Origin of the sequence: Phenylobacterium sp., assembly GCF_030697305.1 — a bacterium.
Lineage (GTDB): Bacteria > Pseudomonadota > Alphaproteobacteria > Caulobacterales > Caulobacteraceae > Phenylobacterium.
This window is the reverse complement of record NZ_JAUYQL010000021.1, coordinates 1-15,559: the sequence shown is the minus strand read 5'-3', so window position 1 is coordinate 15,559 and position 15,559 is coordinate 1. Positions and strand designations below refer to the sequence as shown.

16 protein-coding genes are annotated in these 15,559 nt (G+C 68.9%); 14 read left to right on the top strand and 2 right to left on the bottom strand.

Going from position 1 to position 15,559, the window contains the following annotated elements:
* From Q8R27_RS02180 to Q8R27_RS02135, 10 genes are all read left to right on the top strand, one after another.
* Window positions 1-86: substrate-binding domain-containing protein (locus Q8R27_RS02180; protein ID WP_371134634.1), on the top strand; the 86-nt coding region annotated here is incomplete at its 5' end.
* Window positions 87-89: 3 nt separating this feature from the next.
* The gene (gene modB, locus Q8R27_RS02175) at window positions 90-755 is read left to right on the top strand and encodes a molybdate ABC transporter permease subunit (RefSeq protein ID WP_305697471.1); all 666 of its coding nucleotides are present in this window, start codon (window positions 90-92) and stop codon (window positions 753-755) included.
* Window positions 752-1,564 carry a molybdenum ABC transporter ATP-binding protein gene (modC, locus tag Q8R27_RS02170; protein ID WP_305697470.1) on the top strand — a complete coding sequence of 271 codons (813 nt, stop codon included), beginning with the start codon at window positions 752-754 and terminating at the stop codon, window positions 1,562-1,564. Before modB ends, modC begins: the two co-directional genes overlap by 4 nt.
* 57 nt (window positions 1,565-1,621) lie before the next feature.
* Window positions 1,622-1,783, top strand: a complete 162-nt coding sequence (locus Q8R27_RS02165; protein WP_305697469.1) for a hypothetical protein — start codon at window positions 1,622-1,624, stop codon at window positions 1,781-1,783.
* Window positions 1,780-2,661: a DMT family transporter gene (locus Q8R27_RS02160; RefSeq protein WP_305697468.1), complete on the top strand. Its 882-nt coding sequence runs from the start codon at window positions 1,780-1,782 to the stop codon at window positions 2,659-2,661. The genes Q8R27_RS02165 and Q8R27_RS02160 overlap by 4 nt, the downstream gene beginning before the upstream one ends.
* A gap of 50 nt (window positions 2,662-2,711) precedes the next feature.
* Window positions 2,712-3,440, top strand: coding sequence for a hypothetical protein (locus Q8R27_RS02155; RefSeq protein WP_305697467.1), 729 nt, complete (start codon window positions 2,712-2,714; stop codon window positions 3,438-3,440).
* A gap of 87 nt (window positions 3,441-3,527) precedes the next feature.
* On the top strand, window positions 3,528-4,778 hold the full coding sequence (locus Q8R27_RS02150) for a PA2928 family protein (RefSeq protein ID WP_305697466.1): 1,251 nt from the start codon (window positions 3,528-3,530) through the stop codon (window positions 4,776-4,778).
* Complete coding sequence (locus tag Q8R27_RS02145) at window positions 4,775-5,638, top strand: ion transporter (RefSeq protein ID WP_305697465.1); 864 nt, start codon at window positions 4,775-4,777, stop codon at window positions 5,636-5,638. The genes Q8R27_RS02150 and Q8R27_RS02145 overlap by 4 nt, the downstream gene beginning before the upstream one ends.
* A gap of 156 nt (window positions 5,639-5,794) precedes the next feature.
* Complete coding sequence (locus tag Q8R27_RS02140; RefSeq protein ID WP_305697464.1) at window positions 5,795-6,781, top strand: aldo/keto reductase; 987 nt, start codon at window positions 5,795-5,797, stop codon at window positions 6,779-6,781.
* Between the two features lie 2 nt (window positions 6,782-6,783).
* Window positions 6,784-7,623, top strand: a complete 840-nt coding sequence (locus tag Q8R27_RS02135; RefSeq protein ID WP_305697463.1) for an alpha/beta fold hydrolase — start codon at window positions 6,784-6,786, stop codon at window positions 7,621-7,623.
* A 34-nt stretch (window positions 7,624-7,657) separates the two neighbouring features.
* Here the strand turns inward: Q8R27_RS02135 and Q8R27_RS02130 are convergent, their stop codons facing one another.
* On the bottom strand, window positions 7,658-8,845 hold the full coding sequence (locus tag Q8R27_RS02130) for an acyl-CoA dehydrogenase family protein (protein ID WP_305697462.1): 1,188 nt from the start codon (window positions 8,843-8,845) through the stop codon (window positions 7,658-7,660).
* 144 nt (window positions 8,846-8,989) lie between these two features.
* On the opposite strand from Q8R27_RS02130, the gene Q8R27_RS02125 reads away from it, so the two are divergent.
* From Q8R27_RS02125 to Q8R27_RS02110, 4 genes are all read left to right on the top strand, one after another.
* Window positions 8,990-9,955 carry an amidohydrolase gene (locus Q8R27_RS02125; protein ID WP_305697461.1) on the top strand — a complete coding sequence of 322 codons (966 nt, stop codon included), beginning with the start codon at window positions 8,990-8,992 and terminating at the stop codon, window positions 9,953-9,955.
* Between the two features lie 45 nt (window positions 9,956-10,000).
* Window positions 10,001-10,156: a hypothetical protein gene (locus Q8R27_RS02120; protein ID WP_305697460.1), complete on the top strand. Its 156-nt coding sequence runs from the start codon at window positions 10,001-10,003 to the stop codon at window positions 10,154-10,156.
* 23 nt (window positions 10,157-10,179) lie between these two features.
* Window positions 10,180-11,904: an amidohydrolase family protein gene (locus Q8R27_RS02115; protein ID WP_305697459.1), complete on the top strand. Its 1,725-nt coding sequence runs from the start codon at window positions 10,180-10,182 to the stop codon at window positions 11,902-11,904.
* Between the two features lie 295 nt (window positions 11,905-12,199).
* Entirely contained in the window at window positions 12,200-14,596 is a 2,397-nt protein-coding gene (locus tag Q8R27_RS02110; RefSeq protein ID WP_305697458.1) for an ATP-binding protein, read from the top strand.
* A gap of 3 nt (window positions 14,597-14,599) precedes the next feature.
* Here Q8R27_RS02110 and Q8R27_RS02105 read toward each other — a convergent pair.
* On the bottom strand, window positions 14,600-15,559 hold a 960-nt coding region (locus Q8R27_RS02105), incomplete at its 5' end, for an efflux RND transporter permease subunit (protein WP_305697457.1).

Genomic DNA, 15,559 nt, shown 5'->3' with positions numbered 1-15,559 from the left:
ATGTCGCCGCCAAGGCGTTCGTTGCGTTCCTGAAAGGCCGCGAGGCCAAGGCGATCATCCGCCGCTACGGCTACGAGGTGCGCTAGACGATGGGCGAGGTCCTCTGGCTGACCATCAAGCTGGCCGGAGTGACGACGCTGGTCCTCCTGGCGCTTGCGACGCCGCTGGCCTGGTGGCTTGCGCGCAGCAAGGCCTGGTGGAAGGAGGTCATCGGCGCGCTTGTCGCCCTGCCGATCGTGCTGCCGCCGACCGTTCTGGGCTTCTATCTGTTGATCGCGCTCGGCCCCCACAGCCCGCTGATGGCGCCGTTCCAGGCGTTCGGCGTCCGCACCCTGGCCTTCACTTTCGAGGGCCTGGTGATCGGTTCGGTGATCTATTCGCTGCCTTTCGCGGTGCAGCCAATTCGCAATGCCTTCCAGGCGATCGGCGATCGGCCCTTGGAGGTCGCCGCGACCTTGCGGGCCTCGCCCATGGACGCCTTCCTCACCGTCGCGCTGCCGCTGGCCAGGCCGGGCTTCCTGGTCGCCGCGATCCTCACCTTCGCCCACACCATCGGCGAGTTTGGCGTGGTGTTGATGCTGGGCGGCGGCATTCCGGGCAAGACCGAGGTGCTGTCGATCGAGATCTACAAGCTGGTGGAGTCGCTGGAGTGGGATAAGGCGCACCAGCTTTCGGCCCTGCTGCTGGCCTTCGCCTTCACGGTGATGCTCAGCCTGTTGCTGATCGAGCGACGCACAGGGCGGCTGAGGCCGTGACGGCGTCAGGCCGCATCGAGGCTGCGTTCAAGGGCCGGCTAGGCGACTTCCAACTCGACGTCGCCTTCGACATTCCGGCCAGCGGCGTCACCGTGCTGTTCGGCCCCTCGGGCTGCGGCAAGACCACGGTCCTGCGCTGCGTCGCCGGGCTTGAGCGCCTGAGCGGCCGCCTCTTGGTGGACGGCGAGACCTGGCAGGACGCGCGGACTTTCGTGGCCCCCCACCGCCGACCAGTCGGCTATGTGTTCCAGGAAGCGAGCCTGCTGGCCCACCTCTCGGTGCGGCGCAACCTGCTATTCGGATTCCGGCGCACCCATGGGGTGAAGCCCGTCGCCATCGACCAGGTGACCGCGCTGCTGGGCCTCGAACCCCTGATGGAGCGTGGCGTCGAGCGCCTGTCCGGAGGGGAGCGTCAGCGCGTCGCGATCGGCCGCGCGCTGCTGTCCCAGCCGCGCCTGCTGCTGATGGACGAGCCGTTGGCCAGCCTCGACCAGCAGCGCAAAGCCGAGGTGCTGCCCTATCTCGAGCGCCTGCACGGCGAGCTTTCCATCCCGATCCTTTATGTCACCCACGACCCCGTAGAGGCGGCGAAGCTTGGCGACAGGATCATCAGCCTTCGCGACGGCCGCGCCAGTCCGGCGGTCGATATCGCCCCCGACGATCCACAGACTGACGACCTGCAGCGCCGCCTGCTGTCCGTCGGGCCAGAGGCGCTCACCCGCGAGCTGATAGCCGCCGGCTCGAGCGAAGCCGTCGCAGGCCTCGCCGTCGCCGCCCTGCAAGCAGGCCTGGCTCCCAGTCCTGGTTGACGAGCGAGACCACCTGTTCAATCCGCAAACGATCCTTCAGAAGTGAGGTTGGCCGAGTTGCCCAACGCTCGGTCCAAGATGGAGACCTGCACGCAGAGCATGCCCGGCCGGATCGAGCCCCAAGCCGTCGAACCCAGCGCGAGCGACACCCGCTCGCGGCTGAAGATCGGCGTGCGCGAGATCCTGCAGGCCGCCGGCGCCATAGCTTGCGATTTATGACTCAAGTGTCGAAACCTGCGAGCCTGTTCCTGCCGATGGCCGCCGCCGTAGGCGCCATGGCCACCTTCCAGATCGGGGCTGCGTTCTCGAAATGGCTCTTTCCGCTGGTCGGCCCGCAAGGCGCCGCGGCGCTGCGGCTGGCCTTGGCCTCGGTGATCCTGCTGGCGGTCGTGCGGCCCTGGCGCGTCTGGCCCAAGGACGCGCCGGTCCGCGCCATGTTGCTGCTGGGCGCCTCGATGGCCGGCGCAGTGCTGATGTTCTTCCTGGCCCTCGACCGACTGCCGCTGGGCGTGATCATCGCTTTGCAGTTCCTTGGCCCGCTCGCCATCGCACTGTTTGGCTCGCGCAAGTTCCATGACCTGGTCTGGGCGGCGCTGGCGGCCGCAGGCGTCTGGCTGCTGGTCGGCGCGGGGCCGGCCGGCAAGGACTTCGACATGATCGGCCTCGGCTTCGCCCTGGCGGGCGGCGGCTTCTGGGCGGCCTACATCCTGCTGGGCGGAAAGGTGAGCGCGGCGTTCGGTTCGTCGACCGCAGCCGTCGCGGTGACCATCGCCGCGGTGATCGTACTGCCGGTGGGGATCATCCAAGCGGGCGGCGCTATGTTCGCCCCATCGGTGATCCCGCTGGCGGTCCTGGTGGCGCTGTTCACCACCGTCATCCCGTTCTCGCTGGAGTTCTACGCCCTGCCCCGCATGCCGGCGCGGACCTTCTCGGTGTTCACCAGCCTGGAGCCGGCGTTCGCCGTACTGTCGGGGCTGATCCTGCTGGGCGAACACCTGGCCTGGTCGCAGATCACCGGCGTCGCTCTCGTGATCGCGGCGGCCGCCGGCGCGACCTGGTCGACCACCGCGACTCCGCCCGTCGCCCCGACCAACTGACCCCCGATCCGGCCGTATTGTGAACACGCTTGGCGGGTTTTTCGCGGCCGATGTCGCCGCCTCTCGTCGCCAAGTTTCTGATGGTCCTGGCCGCCGTGGCCTGCTGCCTCGCCGCCCCTGCCGAGGCTCAGAACTCTCCAGCCGCCCAGCGCGTCTTCAACAAGGCCAGGGCGGCCTCGGGCGGCCAGGGATGGAACGCCCTGCGCGGCCTGCACGAGGTCGGCGAGGAGGGCGGCGCGCGATACGAGCGCTGGGTCGATCCGGTCCGCTATGGTGCGCGCACCGAGACGATGACCGGCGGCGGCAAGCTGGTGCAGGGCTACAACGGCGCGGGCGAATGGCGGATCATGCCGAACGGCGTAGAGACCGGATCGCCGGACCCGGCGGTGGTCGCGCGGGTACGGACCGACGCCTTCCTGGCGGCCTACGCCTACTTCTATCCCAGTCGCTTCGACCTGCGCAGCAGCCACATCGGCGCGCGGGAAAGCCGCGGCCGGTCCTATGACGTGCTGCGGGTGCAACCGGCTGGCGGCCAGCCCCGCGAACTGTGGTTCGACCGCAAGACCGGCCTGTTGGGCCAGATCGTCGACGAGAGCGGCGGCCAACGCACGACGATGGAGCTATCGGACTATCGCCGCGTCGGCCCGGTGATGATCGCGTTCGCCGCGACGACCACAGGCGGCGGCCTCACCGCGCCGCGGCTGCGCAAGGTTGAGAGCGTCGACTTCCGCGCCGCCGACCGCAACCTGTTCAGCCTGCCCCGGCGCGCCACGCCTTAACGCGGCCGAGGCCACGCGAAGCGATCCCTTGTCGGCCGATGCGCGCTCGTCCACGCTCAAGGTCGCATGGGCGCAACGACCACCAAGATGTCGGCACGATACGGAAGGCTGCTCGCGATCGCTGCGGCCGTCGCCTTGGGTTGGCTGGCGGCCTGCAGCGAGGACTACGACGTCGTGCCGAGCCCAGCCGCCGTCGAAGGCCCGCCAATCCGTGTCGGCGAGCGCGTCTATGTGCTCACCAACCAGTGGCGCGACCGGCCTTCCCGCCAGCACGGCCGCAAGTACGCAGTCCACGGGAACTTGCTCACCGATCTCTGGGCGTTCGACGCGGCCGACGCACGGCCGCTCTGGCGTGCGCGGCTGGCTGAGGAACGCGCCGGCCAGAACATGGGTCGCGCGATCCTGGGCGCCCAGGGGGCGGTGCTGTGGGTTCTGCAGGTCAAGGGACTGGTCGCGGTCTCCCTGGCCGACGGCGCCCGGCTCGGCGACGCCGCTGCGATCGAAGCCGCCAATCCGGCGCTCAAAGGCCAGATGCCCATCGAGGAGCGCGCCTTTCGCTTCGACGCCGGCGGCCTCGCCTTCACCGCCCTCGACGGGCGCAGGTGGCGGGTAGGCGCCGACCTCAAGGCGACGCCCGACACGCCGGCCCTGGCTACGCCTGCACCTGGAACCGTCGCCCCGGCCAGGATCGCCGGCGGGACGGGCGGGGACGCCTTCCTGCTGCGGGGCGAGCCCAGAGGCGAACGGTGGATCGGCCTGCTCGACGACGGCCAGGCCGAGACCCTGCGCCGGGACCGCACGTTGGGGGCCTTCCAGCCGGCGGATCATCCACGCACGCGCCTGTGGTCGGGGGTGCGGCCCTATCTGCGCAACAGTTACGCGCTCGCATCACTGCCGCAGAGCCCGGAGTTCCTCGACGCGGGCCTGTTGTTCGCCGGCGATTGGAGCGACGAGACGCCGCTGCGCGTCGCCGGCCCCGACAGCGTGCTGGTGCTGCACGTAGACCGGCTCGGCGAGGCGGGCCATCTGCGCCTCACCCGCGCCGACGCGACGAGTGGCCGGGCGCTCTGGACCACCGACCTGCCGGCGTCGCACATCGAGTCGGCGATGCCCGGCGCGACCTCTTTGGCGATCCTGGCACGTCGTTACGAGGACGGCCTGCGGAGCGGCCCCAATGACGTGCATCTGATCAACGCCCCGCAGATGCTCGCGGTCGATCTGGCGAGCGGGCGTCTCGGCGTCTATGGCATGCGGGTCAAGGCGACTGGTCCCGGAGAGATCCCGCCGTCCTCGACGATACCTGGGTCGACAACGCCTGGCGGGAGCCACGCCCCATGACCAACGCCGCCCGATCAGCCAAGCCGCACACGCCGACGCTCGCCGCCGCCCCTGGCCGCAGCACCCTGCGGCGGCGGCTCTACGAGCAGCTCGACCCGCGGGCGCGTCAGGCCAAGGGCCTGTCGCTGATCAACCGAGTGATCGTGGTGCTGATCCTGATCGCCACGACGCTCGCGATCTTAGAGACCGAACCCGCATTCAGCCGCTTCGAACCGGAGTTCGCAGCCACGGAGGTGGGCCTGGGTCTGGCGTTCGCTCTCGAGTTCATACTGCGCATCTGGGTGACAGCGGAGCACGGCGAGGCGGAACATCCATGGCGCGAGCGGATGCGTTTCCTGGCTACGCCCTCGGCGGTCGCCGACATTATCGCCATCGTCTCCTCGTTGGCCCTGATGGGCGGCTCCAGCGCGGTTCTGCTGCGGCTGGTGCGGATGGGACGCATCCTGCGCCTGGCCAAGCTTGGGCGGATGTCCCGGGCCTTCGACCACATGGTCGAGGCGGTGTCGTCACGACGAGACGAGCTGACGCTCAGCCTGGCGGCCGGCATGTTCCTGATGATCACCGCCGCGACCGCACTGCACCTCGCCGAGGGGTCGATCCAGCCCGACAAGTTCGGCAGCATCCCGCGCGCCCTGTGGTGGTCGGTCGCCACCATGACCACCATCGGCTACGGGGACGTCTATCCGGTCACCATCCTGGGCAAGGTGCTGGCGGCTGTGACGGCCATCTTCAGCATCGGGTTCATCGCCATGCCGACGGGCATCCTGGCGGCCTCGTTCAGCGACGCCATGCATAGGCATCGCCAGGCGCTCGAAGAGGCCGCGAAGGCGCGTGAGGCCGAAAGCTCCGAGCCGCCCTGACGCCATCTTCGGCTGTGACCGCCTTACACGGCGCTCGCTTCCGCCGGCTCATGGCTGCGCATTGACAGCCCGCCCGCCCGGATCAAAAGCTGTCGCCCAACAAGCGGCCGGCTCTCCCACGGAGGCGCATAGGCGGCTGAAGCCTGGAGGCGACGCATGGAATACCGCAAGCTCGGCGGCACCGAACTGAACGTTTCGCTGGTGGCGCTGGGGGGCAACACATTCGGCCCGCCGCGGCTGGACGAGGCGCAGAGCGTACGCACCATCCACGCAGCCGACGACCTGGGCGTGAACTTCGTCGACACCGCCAACCTCTATGGCGGCGGCTATTCGGAAGCCTTCATCGGGACCGCCCTGGCCGACCGACGCGACCGCTGGGTGATCGCCACCAAGTTCAACCTGCGCAACCTGGGCGACGCCAATGTGGCCGACTACATCACCCAGGCCTGCGACAATTCCCTTCGCAAGCTCAACACGGACCGCATCGACCTCTACCAACTGCACCTGCCCAGCCTGAACACGCCGGAGGACGAGATCCTGCGCGCGCTCGACAAGCTGCGGCAGGCCGGAAAGGTGCGCGAGATCGGCGCCTCCAACCACATGTCTTGGCACATGGCCAAGAACCAGTACGTTGGCCGCGCCATGGGCGTGAAGCCGTATGTCACCGCCCAGGACCACTACAATCTGTTGCGCCGGCACATCGAGGCCGAGTTGATCCCGTTCGCGAACGCCTACGGCGTCAGCATCATCCCCTACTTCCCGCTGGGCGGCGGGTTCCTGAGCGGCAAGTACAAGCAGGGCGAGGCGCCGCCTCCCGGCACCCGCGGCGCGGAGGGCAGCGGCATCGTCTCGCGCAATCTCAACGACCGCAATTTCGAAATCGTCCGCAAGCTGGACGCCTTCGCCGAGGCGCGCCAGCGTTCGACGGCCGAGCTCGCCCTGGCCTGGCTGCTGGCCAACCCGGCGGTGGGTTCGGTGATCACCGGGGTGAGCAGCCCCGAGCAGGTGGCGCTGAACGTCAAGGCGGCCGGCTGGGTGCTGACGCCCGAAGAGAAGAGTGAGCTCGACGCCATCGCGCCGCGCGAAGGCGACGACAGCGGCCAACCGGTTGGCGCTCGCGCCGCGGCCCCGGCGGCTGCCTGAGTGTGGCTCTGACCGCTGAAGGCACCAGCCGTTTCGTCCAGGCCGGCGACGTCCGCATCCACTATCACGAGGCAGGGGAAGGCCCGGTCCTGATCGCCATCCATGGGGGCGCGCCGGGCGCCTTCGGCTGGGGCAACTTCGGCCGCAACATGGAGGCGCTATCCAAGCACTTCCGCACGTTGATCGTCGACCTTCCGGGTTACGGCCAGTCGGACAAGCCGCCGATCCAGGGCGGGCAATACGGCTTCTACGCCAAGATCTTCATGGCGATGTTCGACGCGCTGGGGATCGACAAGGCGCATGTGGTCGGGCTGGCGACAGGCGGCGGCGTGGGCATCAAGATCGCGCTCGATCACCCCGAGCGCGTCGATCGGCTGGTGCTGGTCAGCGCCGCCGGCGGGGCCTCGATGTTCCAGCCTCAGCCCAGCGAAGGCATGAAGGTGATCCGCGGCTACTACGGCGGCGAAGGGCCTTCACGCGACAAGATGCGCCGCTACCTCGAGATGATGATGTTCGACCACGCCATGATCACCGACGAACTGATCGAGGAGCGCTATCAGGCCAGCATCGATCCGGCCTTCATGGCGCAGGCGCCGGAAGGACGCCCCGGCAGCGTCCCCGTGGTCGAGCCGGTCTGGAAAGACCTCGACCAGATCAAGGCGCGCACCCTGGTGATCTGGGGCCGGGACAACCGGGTGCAAGGCTACGACAACGCCCTGTTCATGTTGAGCCGCATCCCCGAGGTCGAGGTGCACATCTACGGCGCCACAGGCCTGTGGGTGCCTTGGGAGAGGGCCGCGGCCTTCAACCGCGAAGTGATTGGCTTCCTCACCGACGTCTGACGGCGGCGCTTTCGCCGCCGCCCGAGACTGAAGGCTAGGGCTTGGCCGCCCGGTTCAGCATGTCGCGGCCGATGATCAGCTTCTGCACCTCGGAGGCGCCTTCGTAGATCCGCATCGGGCGGACTTCGCGGTACAGGCGCTCGATGATCGAGCCCTGGGTCACGCCCATGCCGCCGAACAGTTGTACGGCGCGGTCGATCACCCGGCCCGCCGCCTCGGTCGCCACCAGCTTGGCCATCGACGCCTCGTACGACGGGCGCCCGCGCTGCTTGTCCTGGCCCCAGGCGGCGCGATAGACGGCCAGGGCGGAGACCTCGATGTCGCAGGCCATGTCGGCGACCGCGGACTGCACGCCCGCCAACTTGCTCATCTTGTCGCCGAACATCTCGCGGTTGGTCAGGCGCTCCAGCGTCTCGGCGAGCGCGCGGCGCGCCGCGCCGACGGCGGCGGCCCCCACCGAGGGGCGGAACACGTCCAGCGTGCCCATGGCGGCGCGGAACCCCTGCCCCGGCTGGCCGATCATGGCGCTGGCAGGCACCCGGCAATCGACGAAGCTGACCGCGGCGATCGGGTGCTCGGCGATCAGGTCCATCGGCGGGCCGACCTTGAGGCCCTTGGTGTCCGCGTCGACCATGAACACCGACAGGCCGCGCGCGCCCGGCGCCTCGCCCGTGCGCGCCACGGTCACGTAGAAGTCGGCGAGGCCGGCGTTGGAGATGTAGGCCTTCTCGCCGTTGATCACGAAGCTGTCGCCGTCACGCGTGGCGGTGGTGGCGGTGGAGGCGACGTCCGAGCCGGACTTGGCCTCGGTCAGCGCCAGGGCGGCGATCATCGTGCCGTCCCGGCAAGGGGCCAAGTACTTGGCCTGTTGTTCGGGCGTGCCCAGCCGGGCGACGGCGGCGGCGCCGATGCCCTGCATGGTGAACATGTCGTCGGCCAGCACGTCCTGGTACGCGATCGCCTCACGCAGCAGACAGACCGAGCGGGCGTCCACGCCCTGGCCCAGCGGCGGCACCACATGTTTCAGGAAACCGGCGTCGCCGAAGGCGCGCACCAGCTTGCGGGCCCGTTTCGCCAGGTCGACCTTGGGATCGTGGTGGGAGACATTCTCCCTGGCCCAGGCGGCCATCCGCTCCGCCAGCTCGAAATGCTCAGCCTCGAAGAACGGCAGATCCCACAAGGTCCAGCCGGCAGCCTTGGTCATCGTCGCTGTCTGGCTCATCGGCGGCCTCATCCCTGTTGAATTCGACCGTGCAACTCTACGGCGCCGCCTCTCTAGGGCGACACCGTGAGGCGATCTACTGGATTCGGCGCCACGGCGCTGGCACAAGGCGCGCACCCGAGCACCCAGGAAGAACCCTACGGAATGGAAGACGTCATCGAGCCGGATCTGGCGATCTGTGACCCGCACCATCACCTGTGGGACTTCCCGACCAATCGATACCTGCTGCACGAGTTCCTGGCCGACGTGGGCGACGGCCACCGGGTCGAAAGCACGGTCTATGTCGAGTGCGGGTCGTTCTATCGCGCCGAGGGTCCGGACCATCTAAAGCCGGTGGGCGAGACGGAATTCGCCGCCGGTCAGGCCGCCATGGCGGCCAGCGACCGCTACGGACCCGCGCGCGTGGCGCTAGGCATCGTCGGTCACGCCGACATGACGACGGGCGACAAGGTGCAAGAGACGTTGGCCGCCCACGTCGAAGCCGACCCGCGCCGGTTTCGCGGCGTGCGCCACATCACCGCGTGGGACGCCAGCGACAAGATCCACGGCCACGGCGTGGTCACGCCGCAGATGCTGGCCCAGCCGGCGTTTCGCGCAGGCGTGGCCGCGCTGGGCCAGTTCGGCCTGAGCTTCGACGCCTTTGTTTATCATCCGCAGATCGAAGAGGTGACGGCCCTCGCCACCGCCCTGCCCGACCAGACCATCGTGCTGGATCACATCGGCGGGATGGTCGGCATCGGCCCCTACGCCGGCAAGCGCGACGAGATCTTCCCGGTCTGGCGCGCGGCGATCCAGGAACTGGCCAAGCGTCCGAACGTCAATGTGAAGCTGGGCGGACTGGGCATGACCCTATGCGGCTTCGGCTTCCACAAGCTGCCCGAGCCCGCGTCATCGCAGGTGCTGGCCGACGCCTGGGGACCCTACATCGAAACTTGCATCGAGGCCTTCGGCGCCGAGCGCGCGATGTTCGAGAGCAACTACCCGATGGACAGCCCTGCGTGCACCTACCGCACCCTGTGGAACGCCTTCAAGCGGTTGGCCCAGGGCGCCTCGGCCGACGAGAAGGCGGCCCTGTTCAAGGGCACGGCCGAGCGGGTCTACCGCCTCTAGCCAATCGGGCCGACGCAAACGCCCTGGTCCGCCGAGCCGTTCGCGATGCTGGACAACCTGGGTGCGGCGCGCGCGATCAAGGCGGGCCCGCCCGCGGCGAAAGCCACGGACATCGCCGCCGCCGCCCGCTACATGTTGGAACAGCCCGAAGGGGCCAATGTCGCCGGCGTCCAGTTCTACAGCGCCAGCGCGACGCGCTGACCGACACGAAAAGGGCCCGAGCCATGGAATTCGACAGCGTCATCCGGGGGGGAACGATCTACGACGGACACAGCGCCGAAGGCTTCGTCGGCGACGTGGCGATCAAGGACGGCCGCATCGTCGCGGTCGGCGAGATCGTCGGTCAGGGCCGCGAGGAGATCGACGCGACCGGCAAGATCGTCACCCCCGGGTTCGTCGACATCCACACCCACTACGACGGTCAGGTGACCTGGGAGCACACGCTCGCCCCCTCGTCTAACCATGGGGTGACCTCGGTGGTCATGGGCAACTGCGGCGTCGGCTTCGCGCCCTGCCGCCCCGACGAGCGCGACATGCTGGTGGAGCTGATGGAGGGGGTCGAGGACATCCCCGAGATCGTCATGACCGAGGGACTGCCCTGGAATTGGGAGACCTTCCCGCAGTATCTCGACGCGGTCGGCTCGCGGCAGCTCGACATCGACGTCGCCGCCCAGCTCCCGCACTCGGCGTTGAGGGTCTATGTGATGGGCGAGCGCGCTCTGCGTAAGGAAGACGCGCGCGCCGAGGATCTGGCCGCTATGCGCCGCCTGACGACCGAGGCGATCCATGCCGGCGCCCTCGGGGTCTCAACCTCGCGAAACCTGCTCCACCGCACCCAGGCCGGGGAGCTCGCGCCTAGCCTGTTCGCCGAGGAGCAGGAGCTGCTGGCGCTGGCCGGCGGCCTGAGGGACGCCAAGGCCGGCGTGTTTCAGATCATCCCCGACATCGTCAGCGACACCGCCAGCGAGTTCGACATCATGCGCCGGCTGGCGCAGGCCTCAGGCCGGCCGCTGTCGTTCTCCCTGTTGCAGATGCCGACCCGCGATCCCGCGGCCTGGGCCGATGCGCTGCGCCTGCTCGACGAGGCCAATGCCGACGGCCTGTCGATGAAGGCCCAGGTGTTCCCGCGCCCCGTGGGCATGCTGTACGGCCTCAACCTGTCCTTCCACCCGTTCAGCCTGCACCCCAGCTATCAGGCGATCGCCGACCTGCCTTTGCCTGAGAAGGTCGCGGCGATGCGCGATCCGGCGATGCGCGCGAAATTGCTCAGCGAAGCTCCGCAGGACCCGAACCCGGTGCGGATGAAGACCGTTCACAACGCCCACGCCGCCTATCCGATGGGCGAACCGCCCTGCTACGAGCCCAACCTCAATGACCGCATCGACCGACAGGCGGCCGCCCGAGGCCTGAGCTTCGAGGAATACGTCTACGACCTGCTGCTGGAGGACGAGGGCCACCGGCTGCTGTTCCTGCCCGGCGCCAACTACCGGGACGGCAATCTGGACGCGGCGCTGGCCATGGCGGTGCATCCCCAGACCATTCTCGGCCTCGGCGATGGCGGCGCGCACTACGGGATGATCTGCGACGCCAGCTATCCAACGTTTCTGCTGCAGCGGTTCGTGCGCGATGCGCCGGCCGGTCAGGCCATCGACCTGGCGCAGGCCGTGGCCTCGCTCAGTGACGCACCCGCCCGTTGTGTGGGCCTGAACGATCGCGGCCGGATCGCCGTGGGCTACAAGGCCGACGTCAACGTCATCGATCTGGACCGCCTGCACCTGCACATGCCGCGCGTGGTCCGCGACCTCCCAGCCGGCGGACGCCGGCTGCAGCAGCAGGCGGACGGCTTCGTGGCCACCCTGGTGGCCGGCGTGGTCACCTATCGTGACGGCGCCTCGACCGGCGAGCTGCCCGGCCGGCTGGTGCGCGGCGGCCAGCTCGCGCCCGCCTGAAACCGAGGCGTCAGTCGATTGCCCATCGCGCCCCACAGATAGAAGTTGCGGTCGTTGTCGCCGCCATTGGCCACGTCGTAGGAGGCGCCATCGCGGCGACCACACATCCGACACTGAGCTGGCGAAGCCGTGATCGCCCTGCGGCCGGCCGAAATGGCTCCGCGCCGCTGTTCGGGCTGGTCTACGAACGGCTGCCCCGCGCCGCGCCTGTCCTCAGAGACTTTTAACGGCGACTTCGTACATTCGCCCTGAGTCAGAACACGCAGCCGGGTCTGCGGCTCAGGGGATCAAGAACATGACGCCGACCGAGATTGCCGGTCTCGCGCGGGGCGATTTCTTCGAGCAGCTCATCCAGAGCAGCGCCCACTGCGTTCAGGTGCTCGACCTTGAAGGACGCCTGCGCTTCGCCAATCCGGCCTCGGTGGCCTCGATGGGCGTGGACGACTTCTCCCTGCTGTCAGGCCGCCGTTGGGTCCGTTATCTGAGCCTCGACGTGCAGGAGGCCGCACTGGCGGCTCTCGCTTCGGCCGCCGCCGGCCAGACCGCCCAGTTCACTGCGGAGATCCCGAACACCCAGGGCGTGCGCAGGGTGTGGGAGATCACCATCTCGCCGCTCGCCGCCTCTGGCGCGGTGGATCATTTGTTGATCTTCAGCCGCGACATCACCATCTCCGCGTCCGATCGAGACAAGGTCAACGGCCTGGAACTCGGCTTGCGCCGTACCGCCGCCACCCTCCGCGCCGCCGGCCGCTTGGCCAAGCTTGGCGGCTTCGAGATCGACTACAAGACCGGTCGGGTCACCTTTTCCGACGAGATGTGCGCCTTGGTCCGCTGGCCGCACTCCCCCAACGTCTCCATCGAAGAGGCGGTGCAGATTTGGCGGCCGCACGATCGCACCAAACTGCGCGGCCTGCTGGCCCAGTCGCGGGCCAGCGGCGAGCGCGTCATCTTCGAGTGCGAGGTTGGCCTGCCGGATGCGGAGCCGATCTGGTTGCGCACGGTGGCCGAGCCGGCGTTCGAGGGCGACGCGGTGGTAGCGCTGCGTGGCGTCGTTCTCGACATCACCGAGCAACGACAGGCGACCGCGCGCATCGAAGAGTCCGAACGCTTCGTGCGCGGCATCATCGACGGCATGGCCGCGACCCTGTGCGTGCTCGACGAGAACGGCGTCATCATCTCAGCGAACCTGGCTTGGGGCGAGTTCGTGGCCGCCGGCGGTTTCGCGCAGACCAGCCATGGCCTGGGTGCAAACTATCTTGACACCTGTCGCCGCGGCGAAGGCCCCCCGACGCGCGCCAGGCAGGCCCTGCTCGAAGTGTTGGCCGGCGAGCGGGCCATGTTCGAGTGCGAATACCCCTGCCATTCCGCCACGGAGCGGCGTTGGTACAAGCTCTACGCCTACCGGCTGCCCGGCGATGGGCCGGTGCGTGTGGTGGCGATGAACCAGTCGATCACCGAACTGATGCTGGCTGAGCAGCAGCTTCGCCGCGCCAATCGTGCACAGCGCGCGGCGGTGCGAGCTGCGCGCGACGCCAGCGACGCCAAGTCCGCCTTCCTGGCCACCATGAGCCACGAGATCCGCACGCCGCTCAACGGCGTACTAGGCATGGCCCAGGCTATGGCCCACGACCCGCTGCCGCCGGTGCAGCGCGAGCGGCTGGACGTGGTGCGCCACTCAGGCGAGGCCCTGCTGGTGCTGCTCAACGATCTGCTGGATTTGTCGAAGATCGAGGCCGGCAAGCTGGAGATCGAGGACGGCGTCGTCGACATCGCCAGTATCGCCGGCTCCGCCATGGCGGCCTTCGAGTCGCTCGCGCGTGACAAGGACATCCACTTCGACCTGGAGATCGCGCCGCAAGCGACTGGCGTGTGGCGCGGGGATCCGGCCCGCATTCGCCAGGTGCTCTACAATCTGATCTCCAATGCGGTGAAGTTCACTGACCGCGGCTCGGTCCGCGTCGAGATCTCGCGTCCAGGCGAACACCTCGTCCTGCGCGTCGCCGACACCGGTCTGGGCATCGAGCCCGACGCCCGCGTGAAACTGTTCGACAAGTTCGTGCAGGCCGACGCCTCCACCACCCGCCGGTTCGGCGGCACGGGCCTGGGCCTGGCCATCTGCCGCGAGCTCGTCACGATGATGGGCGGCGACATCGCCGTGGAAAGCGAGCCAGGACGCGGGTCGGTTTTCTCCGTCGAACTGCCTCTGATGCGCGCCGCGGCGAACGTGGATGTGGCGCCGCCGCCGACAGCCGTCGCCTTGCCGCCCATGGCGCGCGAACTGCGGGTGCTCGTCGCCGAAGACAATCCGATGAACCAGCTCGTGCTGAAGACCCTGCTCCAGCAGGTGGGACTGGAGCCGCATCTGACGGCGAACGGCGAGCAGGCGGTGAAAGCCTGGGAAAGCGCTCACTGGGACGTGGTGCTGATGGACGTGCAGATGCCGTTGATGGACGGGCCCGCCGCGACCCGTTTCATCCGCGAGCGCGAGCTAGCGACCGGGCGCGCGCGCACGCCGATCATCGCCTTGACCGCCAATGCCATGGCCCACCACGTCGCCGAATACCTGGAAGCCGGAATGGACGCCGTGGCGTCCAAGCCGATCAACCTGCCGGCGCTGCTGGCGACGGTCGAGAAGGTTCTGATCCCGACGGGCGCGCCGGTGGCCGGCGCGTCGCACATCCTCGCCGGCTGACCGTCAGGCGACCGCCTGATCGGCGGCGGGGTTGCGGTAGACCAGGCGATACAGCGCCGGCAGCACCAACAACGTCAGCAGGGTCGAGGACAGGATCCCGCCGATCACCACGGTGGCCAGCGGTCGCTGGACCTCCGCACCGGCGCCGACATTGAACGCCATCGGTACGAATCCGAGGCTGGCGACCAGGGCGGTCATCAGGATGGGTCGCAAGCGCGCCAGCGCACCCTCCCGCACCGCCGTCTCGACCTCCATCCCCTGGTCGCGCAGCCCGCGGATGAACGACACCATCACCACCCCGTTCAACACCGCCACGCCCGACAGCGCTATGAAGCCGACGCCGGCCGAGATCGATAGGGGCAGACCGCGCAAGGCCAACGCCGCCACCCCGCCGGTGAGCGCCAGCGGAACGCCGCTGAACACCACCGCGGCGTCCTTCATCGAGCCGAACAGCACGAACAGCATGCCCAGGATGATCGCCATCGCCAGCGGCGTCACCACCGCCAGCCGCGCGGCGGCCGAGCGCAGTTGCTCGAACTGGCCGCCGTAGCTGACCCAATAGCCGGCAGGAACCTCGACCTCACGCTCCACCGTCGCCTGGAGGTCGTTCATGAACGATCCCAGGTCGCGGTCGCGGACGTTGGCGCTGACCACGACCCGGCGCTTGCCGTCCTCGCGGCTGATCTGGTTCGGGCCGACCACCAGGTCGATCGCCGCCACCTCCGACAAGGGGGTGAAGGCGCCGCCCGGATGCTCGCCGTCACGGCCAGCCGGCATCGGCACGCGGAGCCGGCGGATCGCGTCCACGTCGCCGCGCAGCGCCTCCGGCAGGCGCACCACCAAGGCGAAGCGGCGGTCGCCCTCGAACACCTGGCCGGCCTCGACGCCGCCCAGCGCCGCACGCACGGCGTCCTGCACGTCGGCGACGTTCAACCCCAGCCGCGCCAGCGCGTCCCGATCGGG

Bases quoted from the DNA above. Each gene is read 5' to 3' on its own strand.
- modB (WP_305697471.1), top strand. From the start codon at position 90: ATGGGCGAGGTCCTCTGGCTGACCATCAAGCTGGCCGGAGTGACGACG.
- Q8R27_RS02120 (WP_305697460.1), top strand. From the start codon at position 10,001: ATGCTGGACAACCTGGGTGCGGCGCGCGCGATCAAGGCGGGCCCGCCC.
- Q8R27_RS02145 (WP_305697465.1), top strand. From the start codon at position 4,775: ATGACCAACGCCGCCCGATCAGCCAAGCCGCACACGCCGACGCTCGCC.
- Q8R27_RS02115 (WP_305697459.1), top strand. From the start codon at position 10,180: ATGGAATTCGACAGCGTCATCCGGGGGGGAACGATCTACGACGGACAC.
- Q8R27_RS02110 (WP_305697458.1), top strand. From the start codon at position 12,200: ATGACGCCGACCGAGATTGCCGGTCTCGCGCGGGGCGATTTCTTCGAG.
- Q8R27_RS02130 (WP_305697462.1), bottom strand. From the start codon at position 8,845: ATGAGCCAGACAGCGACGATGACCAAGGCTGCCGGCTGGACCTTGTGG.
- Q8R27_RS02150 (WP_305697466.1), top strand. From the start codon at position 3,528: ATGTCGGCACGATACGGAAGGCTGCTCGCGATCGCTGCGGCCGTCGCC.
- Q8R27_RS02140 (WP_305697464.1), top strand. From the start codon at position 5,795: ATGGAATACCGCAAGCTCGGCGGCACCGAACTGAACGTTTCGCTGGTG.
- Q8R27_RS02155 (WP_305697467.1), top strand. From the start codon at position 2,712: ATGTCGCCGCCTCTCGTCGCCAAGTTTCTGATGGTCCTGGCCGCCGTG.
- Q8R27_RS02125 (WP_305697461.1), top strand. From the start codon at position 8,990: ATGGAAGACGTCATCGAGCCGGATCTGGCGATCTGTGACCCGCACCAT.
- Q8R27_RS02160 (WP_305697468.1), top strand. From the start codon at position 1,780: ATGACTCAAGTGTCGAAACCTGCGAGCCTGTTCCTGCCGATGGCCGCC.